20 protein-coding genes are annotated in these 24,260 nt (G+C 46.9%); 9 read left to right on the top strand and 11 right to left on the bottom strand.

Annotated elements, in window-relative coordinates; all coding sequences use genetic code 11:
- Positions 1–180 precede the first annotated feature (180 nt).
- A complete protein-coding gene (locus ACOCLE_RS02465; RefSeq protein ID WP_419535373.1) occupies positions 181–708 on the top strand; it encodes a SprT family zinc-dependent metalloprotease in 528 nt (175 codons plus the stop codon).
- On the opposite strand, the gene recQ is transcribed toward ACOCLE_RS02465, so the two are convergent.
- Together recQ and amt are read right to left on the bottom strand one after the other, a co-directional pair.
- Positions 684–2,507 (bottom strand): DNA helicase RecQ, encoded by a 1,824-nt coding sequence (gene recQ / locus ACOCLE_RS02460; RefSeq protein WP_419535372.1) that lies wholly within the window; start codon positions 2,505–2,507, stop codon positions 684–686. The two genes, ACOCLE_RS02465 and recQ, sit on opposite strands and share 25 nt — an antisense overlap.
- 150 nt (positions 2,508–2,657) lie before the next feature.
- Positions 2,658–5,207, bottom strand: a complete 2,550-nt coding sequence (gene amt, locus ACOCLE_RS02455) for an ammonium transporter (RefSeq protein ID WP_419537281.1) — start codon at positions 5,205–5,207, stop codon at positions 2,658–2,660.
- A 652-nt stretch (positions 5,208–5,859) separates the two neighbouring features.
- Between amt and ACOCLE_RS02450 the strand changes: the two genes are divergently transcribed.
- Positions 5,860–6,447 (top strand): YecA family protein, encoded by a 588-nt coding sequence (locus tag ACOCLE_RS02450; protein ID WP_419535371.1) that lies wholly within the window; start codon positions 5,860–5,862, stop codon positions 6,445–6,447.
- Here ACOCLE_RS02450 and ACOCLE_RS02445 read toward each other — a convergent pair.
- Positions 6,442–7,842 carry a substrate-binding domain-containing protein gene (locus tag ACOCLE_RS02445; RefSeq protein WP_419535370.1) on the bottom strand — a complete coding sequence of 467 codons (1,401 nt, stop codon included), beginning with the start codon at positions 7,840–7,842 and terminating at the stop codon, positions 6,442–6,444. The two genes, ACOCLE_RS02450 and ACOCLE_RS02445, sit on opposite strands and share 6 nt — an antisense overlap.
- A 209-nt stretch (positions 7,843–8,051) precedes the next feature.
- On the opposite strand from ACOCLE_RS02445, the gene tnpC reads away from it, so the two are divergent.
- Positions 8,052–9,557 (top strand): IS66 family transposase, encoded by a 1,506-nt coding sequence (tnpC, locus tag ACOCLE_RS02440; protein WP_419532963.1) that lies wholly within the window; start codon positions 8,052–8,054, stop codon positions 9,555–9,557.
- A 228-nt stretch (positions 9,558–9,785) separates the two neighbouring features.
- Here the strand turns inward: tnpC and ACOCLE_RS02435 are convergent, their stop codons facing one another.
- The 4 genes from ACOCLE_RS02435 to pheS all read right to left on the bottom strand — a co-directional run bounded on the left by ACOCLE_RS02435 (position 9,786) and on the right by pheS (position 14,008).
- On the bottom strand, positions 9,786–10,130 hold the full coding sequence (locus tag ACOCLE_RS02435; RefSeq protein WP_419537280.1) for a MerR family transcriptional regulator: 345 nt from the start codon (positions 10,128–10,130) through the stop codon (positions 9,786–9,788).
- Positions 10,111–10,422, bottom strand: a complete 312-nt coding sequence (gene ihfA, locus ACOCLE_RS02430) for an integration host factor subunit alpha (protein ID WP_066017088.1) — start codon at positions 10,420–10,422, stop codon at positions 10,111–10,113. The genes ACOCLE_RS02435 and ihfA overlap by 20 nt, the downstream gene beginning before the upstream one ends.
- Positions 10,423–10,538: 116 nt before the next feature.
- A complete protein-coding gene (gene pheT / locus ACOCLE_RS02425; protein ID WP_419535369.1) occupies positions 10,539–12,917 on the bottom strand; it encodes a phenylalanine--tRNA ligase subunit beta in 2,379 nt (792 codons plus the stop codon).
- A gap of 62 nt (positions 12,918–12,979) precedes the next feature.
- Positions 12,980–14,008, bottom strand: a complete 1,029-nt coding sequence (gene pheS / locus ACOCLE_RS02420; protein ID WP_419535368.1) for a phenylalanine--tRNA ligase subunit alpha — start codon at positions 14,006–14,008, stop codon at positions 12,980–12,982.
- A 358-nt stretch (positions 14,009–14,366) separates the two neighbouring features.
- Here pheS and thiS point away from each other — a divergent pair, with 358 nt between their 5' ends.
- From thiS to thiH, 3 genes are read left to right on the top strand one after another with little or no spacing between them, the layout of a single operon-like run.
- Positions 14,367–14,579: a sulfur carrier protein ThiS gene (gene thiS / locus ACOCLE_RS02415; RefSeq protein ID WP_419535367.1), complete on the top strand. Its 213-nt coding sequence runs from the start codon at positions 14,367–14,369 to the stop codon at positions 14,577–14,579.
- A gap of 60 nt (positions 14,580–14,639) precedes the next feature.
- Entirely contained in the window at positions 14,640–15,419 is a 780-nt protein-coding gene (locus tag ACOCLE_RS02410) for a thiazole synthase (RefSeq protein ID WP_419535366.1), read from the top strand.
- Between the two features lie 2 nt (positions 15,420–15,421).
- Positions 15,422–16,546 (top strand): 2-iminoacetate synthase ThiH, encoded by a 1,125-nt coding sequence (thiH, locus tag ACOCLE_RS02405; protein ID WP_419535365.1) that lies wholly within the window; start codon positions 15,422–15,424, stop codon positions 16,544–16,546.
- Between the two features lie 54 nt (positions 16,547–16,600).
- Here the strand turns inward: thiH and ACOCLE_RS02400 are convergent, their stop codons facing one another.
- Entirely contained in the window at positions 16,601–17,863 is a 1,263-nt protein-coding gene (locus tag ACOCLE_RS02400; protein ID WP_419535364.1) for an MFS transporter, read from the bottom strand.
- A 584-nt stretch (positions 17,864–18,447) separates the two neighbouring features.
- The gene (locus ACOCLE_RS02395; RefSeq protein WP_419533099.1) at positions 18,448–19,338 is read right to left on the bottom strand and encodes an IS982 family transposase; all 891 of its coding nucleotides are present in this window, start codon (positions 19,336–19,338) and stop codon (positions 18,448–18,450) included.
- Between the two features lie 128 nt (positions 19,339–19,466).
- Here ACOCLE_RS02395 and ACOCLE_RS02390 point away from each other — a divergent pair, with 128 nt between their 5' ends.
- The 3 genes from ACOCLE_RS02390 to ACOCLE_RS02380 all read left to right on the top strand — a co-directional run bounded on the left by ACOCLE_RS02390 (position 19,467) and on the right by ACOCLE_RS02380 (position 22,921).
- Complete coding sequence (locus ACOCLE_RS02390; RefSeq protein WP_419535363.1) at positions 19,467–19,733, top strand: hypothetical protein; 267 nt, start codon at positions 19,467–19,469, stop codon at positions 19,731–19,733.
- Positions 19,734–19,736: 3 nt separating this feature from the next.
- Positions 19,737–20,516 (top strand): DNA endonuclease SmrA, encoded by a 780-nt coding sequence (smrA, locus tag ACOCLE_RS02385; RefSeq protein WP_419535362.1) that lies wholly within the window; start codon positions 19,737–19,739, stop codon positions 20,514–20,516.
- A 194-nt stretch (positions 20,517–20,710) separates the two neighbouring features.
- Positions 20,711–22,921, top strand: coding sequence for a hypothetical protein (locus ACOCLE_RS02380; protein ID WP_419535361.1), 2,211 nt, complete (start codon positions 20,711–20,713; stop codon positions 22,919–22,921).
- Positions 22,922–23,072: 151 nt separating this feature from the next.
- Here ACOCLE_RS02380 and ACOCLE_RS02375 read toward each other — a convergent pair whose 3' ends face one another.
- Both ACOCLE_RS02375 and ACOCLE_RS02370 read right to left on the bottom strand, forming a co-directional pair.
- Positions 23,073–23,381, bottom strand: a complete 309-nt coding sequence (locus tag ACOCLE_RS02375; RefSeq protein WP_419535360.1) for a hypothetical protein — start codon at positions 23,379–23,381, stop codon at positions 23,073–23,075.
- Positions 23,381–24,259 (bottom strand): SDR family oxidoreductase, encoded by an 879-nt coding sequence (locus ACOCLE_RS02370; RefSeq protein ID WP_419535359.1) that lies wholly within the window; start codon positions 24,257–24,259, stop codon positions 23,381–23,383. The genes ACOCLE_RS02375 and ACOCLE_RS02370 overlap by 1 nt, the downstream gene beginning before the upstream one ends.
- Between the last annotated feature and the right edge of the window lies 1 nt (position 24,260).

Here is a 24,260-nt window from a genome sequence, read left to right as displayed (position 1 = left end):
TGTTATTGATATGGCTGTATCTGCAACAGCCATATCTCTTTCCACGCTACTAATCACGCAATTCCCCACTAAACACAAGATCTCAGCAGTTGGTTTATATAAACCCACGTCAAATCTGTCAGCCTGATATTTTCCAGAAAAGCGTAATCCGCTATGCTTTGATTCTATTTTTGTCTTACAGTGACTAGTCTTTTGATTTCAGACCTTCATCAATTACAAGAAAGGATTGTTGAGCTATACAGGCAAGCGGAAAGTTTCTTTAATAAGTCATTCCAAAAGCCCTATATTCGCTTGGATCTGAAAGGCGAAACGGCCGGGCAGGCCTGGATCGAGAAACGGCAACTCCGCTTCAACCCAGTACTTTTGAAAGAGAACCGGGAACACTTCATCAAACAGACCGTAGCTCATGAAGTAGCACACTTACTCGCTAATGATATCCATGGGCCAAGAATCCGTGCTCATGGCCGGGAATGGCAGTCCATAATGACGCATGTATTTCAACTGCCTGCCGACCGCTGCCACAGCTATGATACAAAACGAAGTAGTCGCAGAAACTGGCTCTACCAATGCCTCTGTGAAGGAAAAACCATTGCCCTTGGAACAACCCGCCATAACCGATCACAAAAAGGGACCATTTACCTCTGCACTACCTGTAAGGCCCCTTTGAAATACCTGGGCAGGGCTCAAGCTGATTCAGAAGAAGCGTAATCAGCCAGAGCTTTTAATAACGCATCCCCGTACTTTTCCAACTTATACTGACCAATTCCTGAAATTTGTGATAATTCTAACTGTGTACGGGGGCGGTATTTCACCAGTTCCATTAACGTTTTATCATTCACGATGACATACGCGGGTACATTCTGCTCTTCGGCAAGATTTCGCCGCAATTGCCTGAGTCGCTCCCAGAGCATCTGATCATGCTCTTCAACGACAACACGCCCAACCTCCCGGTACTCCTTCTCATACTTACGCGAGGGCTCATAGCGGTCACGGCGTAACTGAATAGGCTCATCACCTTTTAGCAGTGGCCGGCAACATTCATTCAATTTCAGAGCCCCATGACTATCATGATCAACACTCACATAACCTCTGGCAACCAGTTGGCGATAGACAGAGCGCCAGTTACTCTGATCCAACTCAGTTCCAATACCAAAGGTACTGAGACGATCATGGCCAAAGCGGCGGGTTTTATCAGTACTCTTACCCAGTAAGATATCCACAAGGTGAGCCACTCCAAAACTCTGTCCGCTGCGATAAATACAAGAAAGTGCCTTTTGGGCAACTTCTGTCCCATCCCATATTTCTGCAGGCTCCAAGCAAAGGTCACAGTAGCCACAGGGCTTATCTAATGGTTCATCAAAGTAATTCAGCAGTACCTGACGTCGGCACCCGGTTACTTCACAAAGTGCCAGCATGGTTTCCAGTTTCTGGCGTTCTATCTGCTGAACCTGCTGACTGGCAATGGAGCGAGCCTGAAGCTGTTTAAGAAGTACCACATCCTGTAGCCCATAAACCATCCAGGCTGTAGCCGGCAGACCATCCCGCCCAGCACGCCCAGTCTCCTGGTAATAGGCTTCAATACTTCTTGGTAAGTCAAGGTGAGCTACAAACCGGACATCCGGTTTATCTATCCCCATACCAAAGGCAATAGTCGCTACAATAATGATACCTTCTTCTGCAATGAACCGATGCTGGTTTGCCCGCCGTTCTTCTGGCGACAGCCCTGCATGGTAAGGCAACGCTTTTCGACCTGCTTGAGTCAACCACTCTGCAGTCTGTTCAACCTTCTTACGGGAAAGACAATAAACGATGCCAGAATCTTCAGGATGTTCTTTATTTAGAAAGTTCAGTAACTGCTGCTTGCCCTGTTTTTTCTGACTGATGCGGTAAAAAATATTGGGCCGGTTAAAACTGTCAGTAAAGACCCGGGCTGACTCAAGCCCCAGTCGCTCTCGGATTTCCTGACGGGTTCTTAAATCAGCCGTAGCTGTCAGGGCTATTCTGGGAACGCCCGGGAAACGGGTCTGAAGGCAGGAGAGTTGAAGGTACTCTGGACGAAAATCATGCCCCCACTGGGAGACACAGTGCGCTTCATCAATAGCAAACAACGCCACTTGAATTTGATCCAGCAGCCGCTGCATTGACTCCGTCAATAGCCTTTCAGGAGCCACATACAATAGATCAAGGTCACCAATCAGAAGCTCTCGTTCAACCTGCTGCCGATCTTCTGGCATCATGGCTGAATGCAGACAGTCGGCTCGAATTCCCAGCTCCCGAAGACTGTTTATCTGGTCATCCATTAATGCTATCAGTGGAGAAACGACAACTGACGTACCGCCTCTGATCAAAGCAGGAATCTGGTAACAGAGTGATTTGCCTCCGCCCGTAGGCATCAGCACCAGCGCATCACGACCAGCCACAATTTCACTGATCACTTCTTGCTGGAACCCCCGAAAAGACTGGTAACCAAACGTATTTTTTAAAATATCCAGAGCAGGATCAGACATCGAAAAACATATACATAAAATGGGAAATATGTCTCAGCTTTGACATTGGAACGATGAGGCACTCCAACCGAAGTTGAGAAAAGCATCCAGTATAAGGAGTCATTCTCCAGATTTCATCCAATCACAAACCTATTATGTTTTTCAGATGATTTATTTACCGGGCACAGAACTGAAAAATTGTAGAATCGCAGATTGAAGCTGCTCCAGTGTCACAGGTTTCGTTAAATACCAATCCATGCCGGCAGCCAACCCCTTCTCCTCATGATTCGTCATCGCATGAGCGCTCAGCCCAATAATGATCGGCTGCAACTCATGACCATCCTGCTCCCGAATGAACCGGGTTGCTGTTAAGCCATCCATTTCAGGCATCTCACAATCCATCAGAATTAACTGTGGAGTATGCTTTTCACAATACTCTACTATCTGTTTGCCATTTTCCAGAATATGTCCGGTAATACCCAGTTTCTCCAGATACTTACGAATCACCATCTGGTTAACCCGGTTGTCTTCTGCCACCAGAACATCAATACAGACTGAACTCAGCCATCGGTCAGCCCCCCCCCACTCTCTGGAAAAAGCACTCTCTTCACCACGGTTGCCACCTTTATCTTTGGTACCCGTGTCCATTATCTGGTTATCTTGGGCGGCTCCAATGGGAATCGAAAGTTCAAAGAATGTCCCTTTACCAACTGCGCTAGTGACATTAATCGTCCCTCCCATCATTTCAACCAACTGCTGGGTTATAGATAGACCCAGTCCCGTACCCCCATACTGGCGTGCAGTGGAATTATCCGCCTGTTGAAAAGCCGTAAATACTCGATCACGCTGCTCTTCGGTCATACCAACCCCCGTATCCTCAACAGAGAGAATAAGTGAGTCAGTATTTCCATCATTATTAAGATCAGCCTTGAGGCAAACATGCCCTTTCTCAGTAAACTTAAGGGAATTACTCAGTAAATTAATGACAATTTGTCGTATTCGAGTAGGGTCTCCATACACCGATACATCAAGGTCTAAATGACACTGCAGAGACAGTTCAATATTTTTCTCTTCCGCCTGAACCCTGAAAATATCAAGGCATTCCTGAAGCAGCTGACGTATATCAAATTCGAGAACTTCAAGACTCAGTTCACCGGCCTCAATTTTTGAATAATCAAGGATATCATTGATGATGTGGATCAACCCTCTGGCCGATGAGTGGATGGTCTCAATGTAGTTTTGCTGTCTGGACGACATATCTTCTAATAACAAAAGCTCAGCCATACCAATAACACCGTTAATTGGCGTACGTATCTCGTGACTCATATTGGCAAGAAAAGCACTCTTATAATCACTGGCCTTCTCTGCTTCTTTACAGGCATCATTCAATGCCTGACGGGTACGTTCAAGGTTATCAATAGTTTCATAAAGCTCATCTTGAGCGGCATTAAAACTACGAGTGACCTGATTGTACTGAAAAGCAACCTGACCAATTTCTGTATGAGGTTCAATACGTACCCGGCCGGAAAAGTCACCACTGAGCTGTTGATGCTTCATATCCTGTAATAAATCATACAGTTCAGTTCTGGCACCATGCTCAGTAAAGTTCAATCCTGCTTTTTCACCGTCCTGACTGACTCTCAGCGGTATAAATCGATTAATAATAGATAGCAGAGTCCAGCCAACCACTCCTCCCCAGGCAACAATTGCAAGCACACCTTCAAATTGCACAAGTAACCACTGGATTCGACTTAATGAGGAAGGAATCGCATCAGTGTTTGCAAACAGTGCAACGGCCACTGTTCCCCAAATACCGCCAATAAGGTGTACCGGAATTCCCCGGACAGGATCATCAACTTTCAACCAGTCAAAAAAGCGCTTGGCTATAAAAAACAGAAGGCCTCCACACAGTCCCACAACAACGGATGCGGTTGCCGAAAAAATATTACAACCGGCCGTTACGCTGACTAGACCTGCAATAATGCCGTTAGCAAGCATTAAAATATCCAGCTTATCACTCTTAGCTAGCTCAAGAGCCAGTACACCAAAACCACCTGCGGCTCCAGCAATGGCGGTATTCATTAACACTTGAGGAAGTTGATGAAAATCAGTCAGAACAACGCTACCGCCATTAAACCCAAACCAGCCAAGCCATAGAAATAGATATCCCAGTATCGCCATCACCATACTATGGCCAGTAAAACCATCGGTCAGAGCCTTCTCAAAACCAGTTCTGGGTCCAATAATCTTTACAGACACCAATGCAATGACACCACCGGTTACGTGCACTACAGAGGAACCGGCAAAGTCATAAAATCCTGCTTTTTCCAACCACCCCTCTGAGGATTGGCTGTAAATTCCACCCCAGACCCAATGACCAACAACGGGGTAAATGGCCAGCGTCATGACCATCACAATGACTAAATATCCCTTAAGAGAACAGCGCTCAGCTATAGACCCTGAGACAATGGTAGCTGCAGTGGCTGCAAACATAGCTTGAAATAAGAAGAACAAAGGCCTGAAAAGATCATCTTTACTGGTAGAAAAAGGAGCAATCTGACCAAATAAACCAGAGCTGGACTCACCAAACATGATGGAGTAACCAAAGAACCAGAAAAGCAGCATCACCGTCAACAAGTCCAGCAGGTTCTTTGCCGCTACATTGATGCTGTTTTTAGACCTGACAACACCACTCTCCAGGCACAGGAAGCCAATCTGCATCAGCATGAGCAGCCCTAATGATACAAACAGGATCAGATAGCGAACTGTCTCCACAGACATTTAAGCGTCCTTGCATTAACTTTCTGACAGGCAGTGGAATACCCTTGGATTACCTATCTATAGGATTTTAGCTGACGGATCCCCCAGCCCTTCCCAAGAGGTAGAATTCAGCGATTTAATTTATAGGAGTGTTAAGTTTTTGTCTGATAGACTCGTTTGACCAGTTCTTAAATGGATAAAAGCCTGTTTCCTGTCAAAATCCAAATTTTACTGGTAGAAAAGCTGCCAGGGAGACACATATTTACTGTATCGTATGAAGCTTGAAAGCAAGAAAGGTGTTTAGCAGTGTCAGGTGCTGGCATAGTTGGTTCATGGTGGTTAGGCGCCTAGCTGCTTATACCATTTGCTCCTTCGCCAGACAAAAAAGTACAAGTTACTGTTGTTATGACTCCTTCATTAAGCAGCTCACGGATTACGACTGAACATCATCATGAAAATATAATTAACTCAAAGTGGGTATGCTGATGATAGGATTAAGTGCTTTCAACGCCCTATTATAGGGTCGTGCCAGAAGGAAAGCCCGGCGTTACTGAGCTTTTATACCTTTCAAAGCCGGAGTAGAATCCCCTTTCACATTTTCAGGATCCCCTCTATGTCCAATACCCGTGCTTCTGTGGAAGCGCTGCTGCAGCCTTTTACTGAACAGAATGAAGGAACCCTTGACTATCATGGCCTCCATGGCTTCCTGACTGCCCTGACGATCTGCCCTGTAGAGCTCACAGAACAGGACCGGAACGAGAGTATTTTTGATGGTGAAGTAGAACTTCCAAAAGCCACCGCTAACGAGCTGAATGAGCTTATTGCCAAAATGCAAACAGCCATCGACCGGGGGTTTAACGACGAAGATGAAGGCTTTTCCCTCTCCTGTGAGTCTGAAGATCTGGAGGATCATGACGATGAGGCCCTGGCCAACTGGTGCACTGGCTTTATGGTGGCCCACTTCCTGAATGAAGACGCCTGGTTCGGAGCAAATGAACAGGAAGTCTGTGAGCTCCTTCTGCCGATCATGCTGGCCTCAGGCCTGTTTGATGACGAGCAGGAGTTCAAAGATATTCGCAAGGACAGCAAGCTCACAGAGGATATGTGCAGCCAGATTCCTGAAGTTTTGATGGAGCTTTATCTGATCTTCAACGCACCTGAAGAGAAAAAGCCCCACCAACCCGGAAAACGACGTTCATAGTCGATTCTGGTGGGCAACCAGAGATGCTTCTGGTTGCCTATGGTTCACTTCAAACTGGATAGTCGGTTTTACCCAGACTTCTACACGCCGATCCCGAATCTGTCGGAGTCTACTGACCTCTAACTCCATGGCCACCTCAGGGACATACCCTTCTATCATAATGCTTTTTCTAGGAACACCAGCACGAATCAGCTGCCGTTTAACCACATCAGCCCTAAGTCTGGCAAGCGTTTGGGAGAATGCAGAGTTATCATTGGTTTCACCAAAACCTATCAGCTTAATAGTTACTGAATGATTTTTGAGATAATCTGCCAGCCGTTGAATATCTTTCCTTGCTTTGTTATCCAACCGAGCCTTTCCCTGTTCAAAGCGGAAGTTCACCGACAGGCGATCAAACGATTTGACCTTCTGCAGATACTCATCCGGCATTGTGCTTTGGTCAGAGTCTCTGGGAACAATTTTTTGCGCAACATACCCCACTTCGCTGACCACAGACTGCCCAGAGCTGCTGACAACAAAATCAAGAAAAGAACGAGCCATACTTTTTCCGGAACTTCCCGGCATATACATGTATAAGCGACGACTCAGGATATAGTCTTCTGTCGAAACATTCATGACGGTTGGAGCCAGACTTTTACCTGCCGTATCTTCGACCAAAAGAGCTTTGGCATCGCCAATCGTATTCAGGCTGACAAAGCCAACCGCTCCAGGTTGACTCTTTACCTGCGCAGAAAGGATTTCATTGGACTCAAAGCGTTCTACACCACCAGCCAGACGAAACTGTTTCGCAAATACAAGGCTATTAAAGGTATCCCATGTCCCTGAGTGATCATCTCGGGCAAAAGGAATGACGTCAAGATCCGGACCGCCCAACTGCTGCCAGTTGGTAATTTCTCCCGCAAACAGCCGAGCAACCTGACTGACTCCGAGGGAGTTAATGGGATTATCGGGGTGAACAATAATGGCAAGCCCATCGATACCAATGACATACTCTGACTGTTCACTGTGCAGATTGCCCCGCTCTCGAAGCAACGCTTTCTCATCGGGTTTGGCACGCCTTGAAGCCGCAGCAATATCCGCCTTATTCTGATGAAGACCTTTAAATCCAGTGGAAGAACCGTGGGCAGCCACGTAGATACTGACCGCTCTACCTTGATCTGGAAGAAAGCCGATCACCCTGCTCTCATTCGCATGATAACCAGGAAGCGTTGCGATACCTTCAGCCCCGAGACTATCAAGAAACTGGGCAGCCAGTGCAGGAGCCAACTCTGCTCCTACGGTATTAGAACCGTGAATGGTAAACAGGTACTCTTCTGCGGCACTTTTTGTACACCAGAGAACCGGATAAAGAATCAAAGCCGCAAGAACAGGCTTTAAAAACAGTTTTTTTATCATTATCACCCCCAACTGTTAGGGGAAAGACTAAATTATTGTTGTGACAGAAAAGTTACAAAACGCGATTGTGCTGAAATGCCTCTCCGTCAAACAGAGAAAGAAATCCGGCTTTCATCATTTGTAACTATTCAGCACCCTTCATATAAATCTGGAATTTTCTGATTTTTCGACCATCATCTTATACTCAATTTTTCTAACAAATCTCCAGTATGGAACCAGACTTCCCAGCTACTCCGTTTACCGAAGCTCTCCTTAAAGAGAATGAAGAGCTTCGGACCGAGAATGCGCTTTTACGGGAACGTTGCAGCGAACTGGAAGAAAGGGTTAATAAAAACAGTCAAAACAGTAGTAAGCCACCATCGTCAGATGGTTATCAAAAGCCCAGTAAAAAAGGGAGTGATAAAGGTGATACATCTTCCAAAGAAGCCCCCTGCTCCTCACAGGAAACACCGAACCCCAAAAGCCTTAGACCATCTTCAGGCAATAAACCAGGTGGCCAGAAAGGTCATCAAGGCTCTTGTTTGAGACGTGTCGCCTTACCCGATTATGTCAGGCATCTGAAGGTTGAAAAATGTTGCTGTTGCCAGTCTTCGCTTATCGATATTAAACCCACCAAATACATTGAGCGACAGGTTTTTGATCCAGGTAGACCCGGAGAATTTGAAGTTACCGCGTACTGGGCAGACGTTAAAGTATGTCCTTGTGGTAAACGGAACACCGCTGAGTTTCCCCAAGGAGTGAAAGCCGCTGCTCAATACGGAGAAGTGACTCAGGCAATGGCTGTTCATTTAAACCAGTATCACTTCATCCCATATCACCGGGTGTCTGAGTATTTCAATACTATTTATTGCATGAGTGTCAGCGCAGGCTCTGTTGCCAATTTTGTTGCCTATACCCATGAGAACCTGGCCTCTACTGAGCAGAGTATCCGCGATGCTTTACAAGAAAGTCCGGTTGCAGGAGCGGATGAAACTGGCATGCGGGTTGACGGTTCACTGTGGTGGTTACACATTATGCGAGATGACCAATGGACGCTTTACTACCTCTCAGAAAGGCGAGGTTGTGAAGCAATGGATGCAATGGGCATCCTGCTGACTTTTGCAGGCATTCTGGTTCACGATCATTGGAAGTCCTACTTTGCCTATGCGGCAGTGCATGTGCTTTGTAATGCCCATCATCTGAGAGAGCTTCAGGGAGTTGTCGATAGGGATGCGAATAAGCTGGCTCTGCGGCTGATGAAATTGCTTACGCTCTCCTGGCACTTCTGCAAGAAATACAAAGCAGCCGGTCTGACTCAAATGCCTGGTGCAATACAGCTTCGCATTGAGACGATATACGACCAAATCCTTCAAAGGGCTCTCACGAAGGAAACCGCTTATATGGAAAAACAACGACAGGTGCTTGGACGTAAGAAGGTCAGGAATACCAAGGCCTACAACCTGTTCAAAAGGCTTATTGAGTTTAAGGTTGAAACGTTGCGCTTCATGTCGGACTTTTCAATTCCCTTCGATAACAATGGCAGTGAACGTGATGCCAGGATGGCCAAACTTAAGCAGAAGATCTCAGGCTGCTTCAGAAGCGAAGACGGAGGTACCATGTTTACCCGAATCCGAAGCTATTTATCATCTGCTAAAAAGCAGGGGTTGAACATATTTCAGGCGCTTCTTAAAGCGGTTCGAAATTACAACAATACGCCTTTGCTGGGTGCTGAATAGTTACCATCATTTTATGATTTTAAAAGCAGATATGGTCTGATCGAGTGTTGGATTTCAAAATTAAAACACCAGAATCCAAAAGACTTGTGGAAAATTTACAGCCGTAATGCAACCTATTTACAGGCTTCAGGATAAAGTTTGAAGGGTATGGTCATTTGCCATATCAACTAACGGCAAAATCATTGATACTCTGTAAAAATACAACTATGGAGGCATAGAAAAATTAACTCAGGACAAAATATCAACAACCTCTTCTAATTCAGAGATTGTCTGCGCTATCTCAGTACGATAATCAAACGTCTGCCGCTTGACAGCATTACGCTTTAGCTGCGTCCGCGCGCCATCAATCGTAAAACGCTGGTCGTACAAAAGGCTGCGAATCTGTCGGACAAGATGTACGTCTTCATGTCGGTAATAGCGCCTGTTACCTCGACGAACGGGTGACAGTTGGGGAAATTCCTGCTCCCAATAGCGCAGCACATGAGACTTTACAAAACAGAGCTCACTGACTTCGCCAATGGTAAAGTAGCGTTTGCCAGGGATCGCTGGCAGATCACTCGTCCTGAGTTCCATGTCCTGCATAGGTTTCCACTCTCGCCTTGAGTTTCTGACCGGGTTTGAAGGTCACCACACGACGTGGGGTGATCGGGATTTCCTCTCCCGTTTTAGGGTTCCGGCCAGGTCTTTGACTTTTATCGCGCAAATCAAAGTTACCAAAACCGGACAGTTTCACCGATTGATTTTTTTCGAGAGACTGGCGAATTTCCTCAAAAAACAGCTCGACCATCTCTTTGGCTTCGCGTTTGTTAAGACCAAGCTCTTCATTCAGTCGCTCGGCCATGTCGGCTTTCGTCAGGGCTCCCATGAACCAATCCCCTTTTTTGTTTTTCCCATGGTAATAGCTGTATCGGGTTTCCTGAAAGAAAGATAACAGGCTATTACCATGATCTTATTATTCACTCTAAGGCCATTGACTGGCGTTTACTGACGCAGGCTGGCGTTGAATTCCTGTTTCAATCGAGTAACAACACGATCAACCAGCTCGTTAACCTCGTCATCCTTTAGAGTGCGGGAAGGATGCTGTAAGGTCAAGCCCATCGCAAGACTCTTGCAGCCTTCTTCAATACCCTGACCGGCATAAACATCAAAAGTATTGACCCGGCGCAGCAGTTCACCGGCTTCACTTTCAATGGCACGCTCAATATCACCTGCGGCAATGGAGGTGTTCACCACCAGTGCCAGATCACGGCGAACTTCAGGGTACTTCGACAGAGCAGCAAAACGGGTAACCTTACCTTCAGTCACCGCTTTCAGGCTGAGCTCAACCAGGTAAGCCGCAGCAGGCATATCCATGGTCTTTGCCAGAGATGGATGCAGTGCACCCATATGACCAATCACATTACCATCACGAACAATCTCGGCACACTGGCCTGGATGCATAGCAGCATGCTCACCCTTGCGGAAAACAAATTCATTACCAGCTTGACCCAGTTCAAAGACCGCTTCGAAATCGCCTTTCAGATCAAAAAAGTCAACCGCCTCGGCCTTACCCTGCCAGCTCTCCGGATGACGACTGCCAGTAATCAGTGCAGCCAGCATTGGCTCCTGCTTAAGCTCATCACCCTCTTTCACAAAGGTCAGGCCGGTTTCAAACAGACGAACACGGCTCTGCTGACGATTCAGGTTGTAGCCGGCAGTTTTAACCAGACCTGGCAGCAACGTTGTACGCATGACGGACAGGTCGCTGGCGATCGGGTTGGACAGAGCAACTGGCTCATGCTGGGGGTCAAACAGCTTGTGAAGCTCCGGAGCAATAAAGCTGAAGCATACCGCTTCCTGATAACCACGGGCCGTCAGTGCACGACGAATGTCTGACTCCTGAACCTGGGATTCGTCCACCTGCTTCATCTTTAACAAAGCCGTTGGTGTGCTTTCAGGCAGGTTGTTATAGCCATAAATTCGGCCAAGCTCTTCCACCAGGTCTTCTTCGATGGAAATATCAAAGCGCCAGCTGGGAACAGACACCTTCCAGCGACCATCACCATCAACGGCCAGACCCAGCCCCAGACGAGAGAGCAGAGCTTCAATATGGCTGTTTTCAATGGCCATACCCAGCAGTGAAGTCACTTTTTCAGAACGCAGTGTCACTTCACGCAGCGCAGGTAGATGCGCTTCGCTGGCCACTTCCGCGACCGGACCTGGCTCACCGCCACAAATGTCAACAATCAGGGCAGTTGCGCGCTCAACGGCCTTTTTCTGTAACTGGAAATCCACTCCACGCTCAAAGCGGTGAGAAGAGTCCGTATGCAATCCGTAAGAACGAGCCTTACCAGCAATGGTAATAGGATCGAAGAACGCGCTTTCCAGGAAGATGTTACGAGTCTTCTCGCTGACTCCGGAACCTTCTCCTCCCATAACACCCGCAATCGCCAGAGCCTTCTGCTCATCAGCAATCACGAGAGTGTTGTCGTTCAGCGTCACTTCTTGACCATCCAGTAGGGTCAGCTTCTCTTCAGCCTTAGCCATACGGACATGAATGCTGCCGGAGAGTGTATCCAGATCAAAGCCGTGCATAGGCTGACCCAGTTCCAGCATGACGTAGTTGGTCACATCCACGACAGGGTCAATGGAACGAATACCGGAACGACGCAGACGTTCGGTCAGCCACAATGGCGCAGAACGGGAAACGTCTACGTTGCGAATAACCCGTCCAACATAGCGAGGACAGCCCTGAGGAGCGTCGATGTTAACCATGAAGGTATCATCAATGGCAGGCGCCACTTCAGCGACCTGTTCCTCAGTCACATCCGCCAGAAAGTTTGCGCTGACTTCACGAGCCAGACCGGCAATGCTCAGACAGTCGCCACGGTTAGGCGTCAGATCCACATCAATAATTTTGTCGTCCAGAGACAGGTATTCGCGGATATCCTGACCAACGGTCGCATCCAGAGGCAGTTCCATCAAACCATCGGAAGACTCGGCCATACCAAGCTCTTCTTCGGCACATAGCATGCCGAATGACTCAACACCGCGCAGTTTTGCCTTTTTGATTTTGAAGTTGCCGGGTAATACGGCTCCAACAGTGGCAAAGGGAACTTTGATACCAACACGGGCATTCGGGGCACCACACACCACTTGGAAAGACTCACTGCCAGTACTGACCTGAGTCACACGCAGCTTGTCGGCGTCCGGATGCTGCTCACAGGCAACAATTTCACCAATGATGACCCCGGTAAACTCACCGGCAACCGCTTCAACATCATCAACTTCCAGCCCGGCCATGGTGATTTTGTCCACCAGTTCCTGGGTATCAACCTCAATATTGACCCACTGCCGCAACCACTTTTCACTGAATTTCATGTTATTTACTCAATCCTGCTTAAACCGTTCTTAAACGTTTGAAAATGACTTCTCTCCAGCTCTCAACGGAACTGATCCAGGAAGCGCAAATCGTTCTCAAAGAACTGGCGCAGGTCATTGACGCCATAACGCAGCATGGCAAAACGCTCAACCCCCATACCAAAGGCAAAACCGGTGTACTTCTCAGGATCAATACCGGAGTAGCGGAATACTTCAGGGTGCACCATGCCGCAACCAAGTACTTCCAGCCATTTGATTGAGCCATCCTCATTACGGCCCCACTCAATATCCACCTCGGCAGAAGGCTCTGTGAACGGGAAGTAGGATGGGCGGAAACGAACCTGCAGGTCATCCCGCTCAAAAAAGACTCTCAGGAAGTCAATCAGAACGCTCTTCAGATCCGCAAAGCTCACTTTCTCGGCAACGTACAGACCTTCCACCTGATGGAACATCGGGCTGTGAGTCTGATCAGAATCGCAGCGATAAACCTTACCCGGGCAGACAATGGCAATGGGCGGGTTTTCATTATTTTTGACGAAACGCTCCATGGTACGGACCTGAACCGGTGAAGTATGGGTTCTCAGTACGGTGGTATCGTCGAAATAGAAGGTGTCGTGCATGGCACGGGCCGGATGGTGACCAGGAATATTCAGGGCTTCGAAGTTGTGGTAGTCATCTTCGATTTCAGGTCCCTGCTCCACGGTAAAACCGATACGTCCGAAATAGTCGGTAATCCGTTCCATGGTGCGGGTGATCGGGTGAATGGTGCCAAGTTCCTGGCCACGTCCGGTCAGGGATACATCAATGGCCTCACTGGCCAGCTTGGCATCCAGGGTCTGCTGATCCAGCAACGCTTTCTTTTGGTTGATCGCGTCCTGAACCTGCTGCTTACCCTTGTTTATCAGCCCACCCGCTTTTGGTCGCTCTTCAGGGGAGAGCTGGCCAAGGGCCTTGAGCAAAGAGGTCAGCTCGCCTTTCTTACCAAGGAACTGGACGCGGATCTCGTCCAGACCTGAGGCGTCAGCAACGGCTTCAACGGCACTGAGTGCGCTGGCCACCAGCTTATCAAGCGTGTTATCCAGATTCTCCATGGGGTTTCCAAAACAGATGAGCTACAGAAAAGAAACGCTCAATTCTAACGGCTGAACCCTGCCTTGGATAGGGCTGTATCCGCCAATAATTAATAAGATGACAACTATTTGTTTTTTACACTTCAAACCTGCCCCAGATCATTTGTCAAACACCGCCCTGTTTCTTTAGAATCTTGCCAACTTAAAAAGGACTGGCGCCAAATTATACCAATCGTGCTTTTTAACTACCGTACTGAGCATGGTGATATGGACGTCAGAACAAGGCGGAATGACGAGTAATAGCAGGACTATTGCGAGGAGTTCCAACGCAAGGCTGGCATCCATTTCACCAGCGCAATAGCGTAGTTAGAAAGTTCGATTGGTATTAACCATGCAGATCAATGTAAATAATCAGCCGATGGTAGTGGAGCCCCCTCTCAGTATTGATGCACTGTTAAAGCAACTGAACCACCTTGAAAAAGGGGTAGCCCTTGCGGTCAACAGGAAAATCATCAGCCGATCCCAGTGGGGATCCTATCTGCTGAATGACGGGGACAACATTACGCTGATAAAAGCAACGGCAGGCGGCTAAACCTCTACTGTTGATTGGACCAGACATTAACCGAAGCTCTTTATAGAACGTAAGGCTGGCATGCTGAAAATTGCGGATAAAACCTTTTCTTCACGACTGTTTACCGGAACGGGAAAGTTCAGTAACAGCCAATTAATGACAGATGCCATCATTGCCTCTGGCAGTGAGCTGGTCACCATGGCGCTCAAGCGGGTTGACCTGAATGAGCAGCAGGATAACATCCTCGCTCCTCTTTTGGACCGGCAGCTGAAGCACGACCTGAACCTGTTGCCAAACACCTCGGGGGCCCGCAATGCGGATGAAGCGATATACGCAGCCCAACTTGCCAGAGAGGCGCTCGGCACCCATTTCGTCAAAATCGAAATTCATCCAGACCCCAAGTATCTTCTGCCAGACCCGATTGAAACTCTGAAAGCCTGTGAAACATTAAGCGCCATGGGTTTTGCCGTCATGCCTTATGTTCATGCAGACCCCGTTCTCTGCAAACGCCTTGAAGAAGTGGGTGTTGCTGCCGTCATGCCCCTTGGCTCACCCATTGGCAGTAACCTGGGCCTGAAGACCAAAGAGTTTATCCAGATTATTATTGAGCAAAGCTCGGTACCGGTGGTAATTGATGCGGGTATTGGCAGCCCTTCTGACGCAGCACTTGCCATGGAGATGGGGGCTGATGCCGTTCTGGTCAATTCCGCCATCGCCGTTGCCCGTGATCCGGTTGAGATGGCTATTGCCTTTAAAGGCGCAGTCATTGCCGGTCGCAGGGCTTACAAGGCTGGTCTTGGCGGACGCTCTCTGCAGGCTCAGGCCAGCAGCCCTTTAACGGCCTTTCTGGACGACTTTTAGGAATGACATTTCTTGACCGTTTTAATCAGATCCATTGGGATGAGCTGAAAATGTCCATCCACAGCAAAACTGCTGTGGATGTAGAAAATGCCCTGCAGAGTGCCAGACTGAACCATGAGCAGTTTCTGGCGCTGATATCCCCTGCTGCAGAGCCTTACCTGGAAGCCATGGCGCAGAAGAGCATGCATCTGACCCGGCAACGGTTTGGTAATACTCTGCAGCTCTATATTCCACTCTACCTCTCCAATAAGTGCACCAATATCTGCACGTATTGCGGTTTCAGCCTGGGTAATAAAATCCGCAGAAAAACCCTGAAAATGGAAGAGCTCGATCAGGAAGTCGCTGCCATCAAAAAGATGGGCTTTGATCACATCTTGCTGGTTACCGGAGAAGCCCCGGGAACGGTGGGTGTCAGCTACATCAAATCGGTGGTTGAACGCCTGCGGCCACACTTCTCCCACATCAGTATTGAGGTTCAACCTCTGGATCAGGAAGATTATGAATCCCTGATGGAAGTAGGCCTGGATGCGGTTCTGGTTTACCAGGAAACTTATCACCGGTCAGCCTACGAGAAATACCATCTCCGTGGCAGCAAAATGGATTTCAATTACCGCCTCGAAACTGCTGACAGACTGGGGCGGGCGGGCATCGACAAGATTGGTGTTGGCGCCTTGATTGGCCTGGAAGACTGGCGGACCGACTCTGCCATGGTGGCGGCTCATCTGGATTACCTGGAGAAGACCTACTGGCGAACTCGCTACTCAATTTCCTTCCCTCGTCTGCGCCCCTGTGAAGGTGAGTTTCAGCCGGTGTCCGTTATCTCTGACCGACAGCTGGTTCAGCTGATTTGTGCTTACCGTCTGTTCAAACCTGAAGCGGAGCTCTCCTTATCCACACGCGAATCGGAAAAGTTTCGGGATAATGTCCTCCCCCTTGGCATCACTACCATGAGTGCCTACTCAAGCACACATCCTGGTGGATATGCGGATGACAATATTCTGGGCAATGAAGATCTGGAGCAGTTCGCAATCGACGACAACCGTCGCCCGGAAGCAGTCGCGGAGGCTATTCGGGCCAAAGGGCTTGAGCCGGTCTGGAAAGACTGGTCGCACTGCTTTAGTCATTAACCTTCCAGCCAGCTTCTGATACTCAGCCACGGGTTATACAACAACAGCGGAGTATCAGAAGATACTAAAGGCCCTAAGCTTTTTGTTGTGTTTTGTGTGAATCATAATGGCAAAAAGTGCAGCGATACTCACCAGAGCAATACACAGCACGCCACCTGACCAGCCATAATAACCACTCAACCATTGAGCCACCATCGGGGAGGGGCTGGAAAACAGGCTCAGTCCAATAGCCCAGGGCAAGGCAATGCCTGTACAGCGAATCTGGGCAGGGAACAGATCAAAAAGGAGTTTGAACATGGGAGCCTCAAATGTTGCCACCCCCAAAGCAAACAGAACCATGGTCAACATGCTGATATGAGTGACACCCCGTTGTGCCATATAAAAATTCAGGTAAGCTCCCAGTAACGTGACAAACAGGCCCAGCAACATAATAGGTTTGGCACCCACTCTAAAGGCCAGAACCGCCATTACAGGCAACGCAATAAACTCAACCCCCATATCTACTGAGGCAATAACGTTTGCCTGGCTCTGAGAAAAAAAGCCATTACTGACAACGTAACTGCACCAGAACATATTCCCGGTATAAAGAGAAACCCCGGCAAATGCCCCCACCAGAGCAACGGCCAGACAGCTGCCTTTATACCGTAAAGCCAATTCTTTGAGCACACGATAAGGAGTAAGTTCTCTAGCAGCGGTCGGTTGAAATGCCGGAGACTCTTGAATGCGACAACGAATCCACAGTGCCAGCAGACTCGTGATACAACTCAGCAGAAAGGGTACTCGCCAGGCCCAGTCCGGCATACCGGGCAGGCTGACCAGTGCCGTTATCAGCGCCCCCAGAGCCACGCCCAGATTAGCCCCCCAGTTAGCCCAGGAACCGGCAAGGTATGGATTACCCTTACCCTGTTCAATCATAAAGATTGCAGCATTGGTAAACTCTCCGGCGATAGCTCCTCCCTGGAGTATTCTGCAGACCAATAGTAACAGTGGTGCCATCAAACCAATACTGTTCCAGGTTGGCAGAACCCCAATACCAGTGGTGGCCAACGCCATGATCAGGACAGACAACGTCAGTGCCAGCCGTCTGCCATAGCGATCACCGATATACCCAAAAATAAATCCACCTATTGGCCGGGTAAGGTACGCGATGGCAAACAGGCCAAAAACCGAGATCAATGCAGTGGAGGGATCCTGCTCAGGAAAAAATAGCTCTGCCAGTCTTGGCGCCAGATAGAGGTAGGCAGAAAACTCCAGCCACTCGGCAACAGCGCCAGAGCAGATAATAATGATCGTACGGTGTTGCAGGAAAAAACGCATACCAGTAACCAGACGGTTAGCTCAAAAACAAGCAGAAAAGTCTAGCTGGTTATTTTTTCCTCACCAAAATACCGCAACCGATCAACGGGACCGCTTCTCTTGACCGGATCCAGCTGCAAGTCGCCCATCAATAAAGCACCAGGACTGGCCACCCAAAAAACACATCTCATTGATTTTAATAAAATATTCAGAATTCTCGGGGTAGTTTAGTGCAAAAGATCAGATCCCGGTTTCCAGAAACCCTATTTATTAACACTGGAAAACATGACAAACCGTTAAGATGCATCCAATATGCATCTTATAAGATTCATAATAAATACGCGATGTGCGACTTTGTCTGAAACTATCTCAAATTACTAGCCCGGATATTTCATAAACTGCCCCGAATCTCGGGCAGGACTTTGTCGCCCTAAGGGATTTTGTGAGGGAGTGCCGTACCGGGGAGTACGGTCGACCGAGCAAAACTCCCTTAGGGCGGCAAAGGACAAGCGAGAACGGGAGCACGTTTATGAAATATCCGGGCTAGCATGATGGTAAGTCCAAGTTGTATCTTCAAAATCACGCAATTATTTGCTTTCCGTTTTTTAATCTTCGGAAATAAGGTTCTCAAACTGTATTGCAGGACGACCAGCAATTATATTCAGATAAGAACCAATATTATGTGCCAGTAACTTCCGAGCGATACGTGATGTCATATGCCATCTATCTCGACAATGGCACTTTTCTATTTCAAAGCGCTCTGTCAATTGACCTATCACTGTTTCTATTCTCCGTCGTACCCGTAATACCAGCTTTACAAACGACTTCGGACGTTCATCTTGCATGTTTTTTCTCAGTGGCGTCTGAAGATCAATACCTAATTCCTGACAATCAGCTTTAAACTCAGGCCTTATATAGCCCTTATCGCCAAGCAAGAGGCCAGAAATGGTCTCGAGCATGTCATAGGCTGCATCACGCTCATCTACGTTCGCTGCGGTCAGAGTAAAACCCACAGGAATCCCTCGTGCTTCAACCAGCAAATGCCCCTGAAAGCCATAGAACTTCTTGTCCTTGGAAGCGCAGTAACCATAACCAGCCTCAGCTTTAAAGATACGGCTCTGTGGTGCACGGGTTCTGACGACAACATCAATCGGAAAACCATCGATTAAATGGATATCTGCATTATCTGCATGCATCATCTGGACTATACGAATTTGCAGTCGTTGTTTCACATGCCATAAGTTGGCGGCCTGTTTGACAAATGCCGAGCGTGAAGGAATGTCAGGAAACAGGTGTCGCCAGTGTCGGGTAAAATACTTCCAAATCTCAGTGTCCTTATGATGCCCAAGCCATTCACCGACAACTTCCATGGTGATCGCTTCACTATCAGTGAGCTTTGGTGGAAACCCTCGAAGTCGCAGTGGTACAGGAAAAAGCTCTTTTACCAAATCGTCGATCAAGCAGTAGACTGTAGTGATAAACTCTTCAACGGGCATGACTGAAACCTTCTTTGCTTTCTACTGCTTTTAATAGCAGAAAGCAGGATCAGTCATGTCTCCTTATGCAAACCTAAAAGTCGCACATGGCGTAATAAATATATGTTTATGTTGATGAGGTGTTCAATATGAAAAACACTTTAAAGCACATTGAACAAGGTGAGACAGCAAATAGAACCCAACAGTTTTTTAACCTCGGAAACGTGCTCCTCGCATTATCATCGGGTGCAATATTACTCGCCATTCTATTGGCCTACTTTCTTCATCATCAACTTCATCTAACCATCACCGAGCAGGTGATCGCCCACCTCGTTATTATTGTTGCACCCGGCGTAATAAAAGTGGGTTACGTAATGAGACTCGCAGCAGAGCATGCATTCACTTTCAATAGCTAAAGGATGAATGCCTCAGCCTTAGTAAACCTACTTCGTCTAATAGAGGACACCTTCTCTTCTTCCATTGAAAAGCCAGATGCATCGCTTATTCTTTACGACCAAACCAGTCATCAATGTAATTACAATACAGGCATCAAAAAAGCGGTAAAAACTGCTATGATCTCCGTCCACTTGGTCAGTTATCCGACTATGAGCAACGCAACAGACAATGATGACATCTCTGCTTTTCTGAAAGAGATGGAAGGGGTAAACCCATTAAGAAAGAAGGCAACGGCTGATATTCAGAAAGTTCAGCAGGTTACGCCTGGTCAGGAGATTCGCAAGGCCGCTGCAGAAGACACCTTTACCGATCCTAATTTTCTCTCCCTGCTCAACCCGAAGATGGTCAAGCCTCATGACTTTCTGGTCTGGAAGCGGGATGGCGTGCAGGAAGGCGTCTTCAAAAAACTTCGCCTGAGTAAATATGACATTGAGGCACGACTCGATCTTTACCACAAGACCGCCCGGGAGGCACGGGATCACGTTTTCCAGTTTATCAATGATTGCCGTGAACACGAGCTGCGGACCGTATTAATCGCTCACGGACGTGGTGAGAAAAGCAACCCTCCCGCCATGCTGAAAAGTTATCTCTATACTTGGCTGCCCCAGATGGAGGCGGTACTGGCTTTTCACAGCGCATTGAAAGTTCATGGAGGCTCTGGAGCACTTTATGTGATGATCAGAAAAAGTGAGCGGGAAAAGCTGGAAAACCGCGAGCGGCATTCGAGAAGGAGTCCTATATAAATGACACATTTAAGAATGAAGAAATTCTGATTGAATTTCTTCATTCTTAAGGGGAAATATATATCCACAAGAACACAGATACGACTGAATTAAACCAGCCAAAATAGATCCATGAGTATTCAAAAGTATTTAATATTCAATCAATTAAGCACAAGTCTATAATTAATCAAATAAAAAAATATATGGGTATATATATGAATGGAACTGATTCTGGTGCAAGTTCAATACTAGGAAATCTTGAAATACAATATTCAGACTGGCTCAGGGTAAGCTCACAACAAAATAAGGGACAACAGCAATTATTAGGTCCTACAGCCTGTGAACCAAAATGTCATGTAAAACTGCTCCAGGATATAATCAGTTATGCAGAGGCCAACCTAACAAGCGAGAAAAGATTGCATGACCGATCAATATCATTAACACTGACTGAGAAAAAGCCTCCGCGTTTAGAAGAAGTGGAAGCTCAATTGGCTGAAACTCAAGATAAATCACAGCAAGCTTTAAACCATCTAAATACTCTGATCAACTTAGTATCCGGCTTACTGGGTGAAGACACCTCTGAAGATATTGCTGAATCTTTAAAGCAAATATCTGAAGCCGAAAAAAAGCAGGTAATGGCAGAAATAGTCCCTCAGTCTCACCTTGCTACACGAGAACTCATTTCGGGTCTTTCCAACTATTTTGATTTTGACCATTTGGATTTGCCCTTACACCTCCAAGCTGAAAGTGATCAAGAAAAACTCCTTGAGTTGAAAGAAGAAATACGCCAGGTCATTAACACCATGACGTCTGGCCTCAGTGATATTGATCATGCAAAACGAGGCATTCTATATATAAGAGACATTAATAGTAACTCTTCCACCCCTCCCTCTGATAACAATATTTTTTCAGATGAAATCCTTGCTGCTCATTTAATGGGGATGATAGACGATAGTGATCTTCAGGCAATCAGACAATTTTCTTTTTTAACCCGTAACATTAAAAGCTTAGTGGCAGCCCATCATCTTGATTTTACTGATGAGCAAATAGAATCATTCAAAGCAGGCCTATGCTATGGTCTTTCCCAGCATTATCTATATGCAGCAATGTTATCGAGACAAGGGCGGCCAGAGGAATTAGTCAACTTTACCAAAAGGCTATGCATTTTAAGCATGGATGAAAGTCAAAAAACTTTGATCCTAGGAAAGGAATACACTTCTCTACCAGAAGCTATATCAGATGCAGCAGACATATTTAAAAAATATGAAAGACATTGTCGGCAAACTCAAAAGCCTTCAGACTTTTATGGAGAGTTCAGAACTTTATACCCAGAAGCTTTTATGCTGATGGAAATCAGGCCATGGGTGGAATCTCTATTCTTTAGCCACTTACCCGGTCAATCAACCTTATTGCAGAAATACTTTACATCTAGAGATATAAGAAAAACCTCTCCCTGGTTAACTCCTGATCTTTTTCCAAAAGAGGAAGTTTTCGGAACTCTTGATCATTCTGATCAAAGTCAGAAAGCAGAAACTGACATACAAGATATGACTTCACCTATAGTTACTGGCCAGCATTGGGCTTTTCAAGTTGACCACAGCGAAATGATGAGGCTGATTGAAAAACTTCCCAACGGGGACTACTTTTTGATTAATAAAATTCATGCAACAGCCATATCAATTCATGATGGTATAGTTACATTTTTTGATCAGAATCTAAAGGGCTATTATATAAGAGTATCCACTGACGATAGAGAATCGCTATCTGCATTTTGTACTAGGATATTAAAGTCAATCAGAACAGGGGGAGAAGAACACTCTGCCTTCTCAATTGCTTATGTTGGTATATCGACTGATGGAGGCAGAGAGGCTGCAGAGAGAGCCAATCAAGATTTAAAATCCCAAGAATCCAAGCTTAATAGTAGATTTGATGATTATGGCCCTGTAGACTTATTCAAACTGTCCTGTGCCTACGGAAATACGGAAAAAACACTTCAATTACTGTCAGACACTAACAATCATCACCAGTTAATTCCTTTATTCACAAATGACTCTGAAGAAAATGAATTAGGTAATCCTCTAACTGCAGCATTGGTTTATGAGAATATGGATACGGCTATAGCCATTGCAAAGTTTTTCAATGATCTTCGGATTTCCGGGCACCCACTCTTAGAAAAGAGTGACACAAGTCGATTTGAGGCACACGCAATCCTGATGGCCCAAATGACTTCAAACAAGCAATTAGCTCTTCCATTTATTGACCTTTTTCCGGTCGAATCAATGGTCAATGCTTATGAAATGGGGGTAAGAGCATTAAATGAAAAAAAAGCATTTCAAGATATTGAAATACGTGAAAGATATATCACACTCTTAGAAGATCTAAAACGACACATTGTAGTAAAAACTGTAGGATCAAACGAACCATAAAGTAACTTATTTTTATTTATATGCCATTCATAAAATATGAATGGCATATAAAGTTGTCTCTCGATATTAGACAACACAGTATTATCTATACTAAGTTTTTTATTTCAAAAAAATTAAAAACATTACAGTTGGCATACACACTATTAAATCACTACGACTTATATGATTGCTCTTTCTGAGGATCACCCTTCAATACCGACTGACAGATATTGACCGGCATATTGGTCGATACCATCTTGCCTTTCACATAACAAACCGATGAGGGAATCCCGCCAGTTGCTGAAGCAGCACCAGCCATCAAAGAAAGGGTAACGCCTAGTGCAAAGGAAGATAGTTTTTTCATAGGACTGTCCATAGTGTTAAGAATAATTGCAGACAGACCAATACTCCCTGTGCGATAACTGCACATCGGAACTGCCTGCATTTGATGATGCCTGCTGAATACAGGCTCGTCCAGCATCAGGTGCCGTATACCTTCTGGGCAGGCACAGCTTCAGCCACCAGCTCGGCAACTGCACTGCCAACTTCTGATGGTTCCCAGCGTGCTCCCTTGTCTTTCTCCGGGCCACGACGCCAGCCATCAGCAATCGAGATCTTGCCACCTTCCACTTCAAAAAGCTTTCCGGTTACATTGGCACTCTGTTCTGAGCCCAGCCAGACTACCAGAGGAGCCACATTTTCCGGAGCAAAGAAGTCGAAGCCATCTTCAGGCTTCTTCATCACATCAGCAAAAACGTCCTCAGTCATGCCGGTGCGTGCAGCTGGAGCCAGACCATTTGAAGTAATGCCGTAACGAGCCAGCTCAGCCGCCTGAACCAGCGTCAGGGAGGCAATACCACCTTTTGCCGCAGCGTAGTTTGACTGGCCAATGGAACCCTGAAGACCAGTACCGGAGCTGGTGTTAATGATACGGGCACTGACGGCTTTACCGCCTTTAGACTGCTCACGCCAGTATTTAACCGCATGACTGGCAATACAGAAGTGCCCCTTCAGATGAACCGCCATCACGGCATCCCAGTCGGATTCTGACAGACTGGCAAACATGCGGTCACGACAAATTCCGGCATTATTCACAACCACATGCAGATCACCAAACGCATCGATGGCCTGCTTCACAATCAGGGCTGACTCTTCATAGTCGGTAATGTCATTGGTATTAACCACCGCGTCGCCACCAGCTTCTTTAATGGTCTCAACGACATCCGATGCCGCTTTCTCATTAATATCATTAACAATAACCTTGGCGCCTTCGGCGGCAAAACCCAGTGCATAGGCCCTGCCCAGTCCACCACCGGCACCGGTCACAATCACAACACGGTTTTCACAAATGGCCATCATT

This window comes from Endozoicomonas sp., assembly GCF_965196975.1.
Taxonomy (GTDB): Bacteria; Pseudomonadota; Gammaproteobacteria; order Pseudomonadales; family Endozoicomonadaceae; genus Endozoicomonas.
Note: the sequence above shows the minus strand (reverse complement) of the source record. Positions and strands in the feature narration are given on the sequence as shown.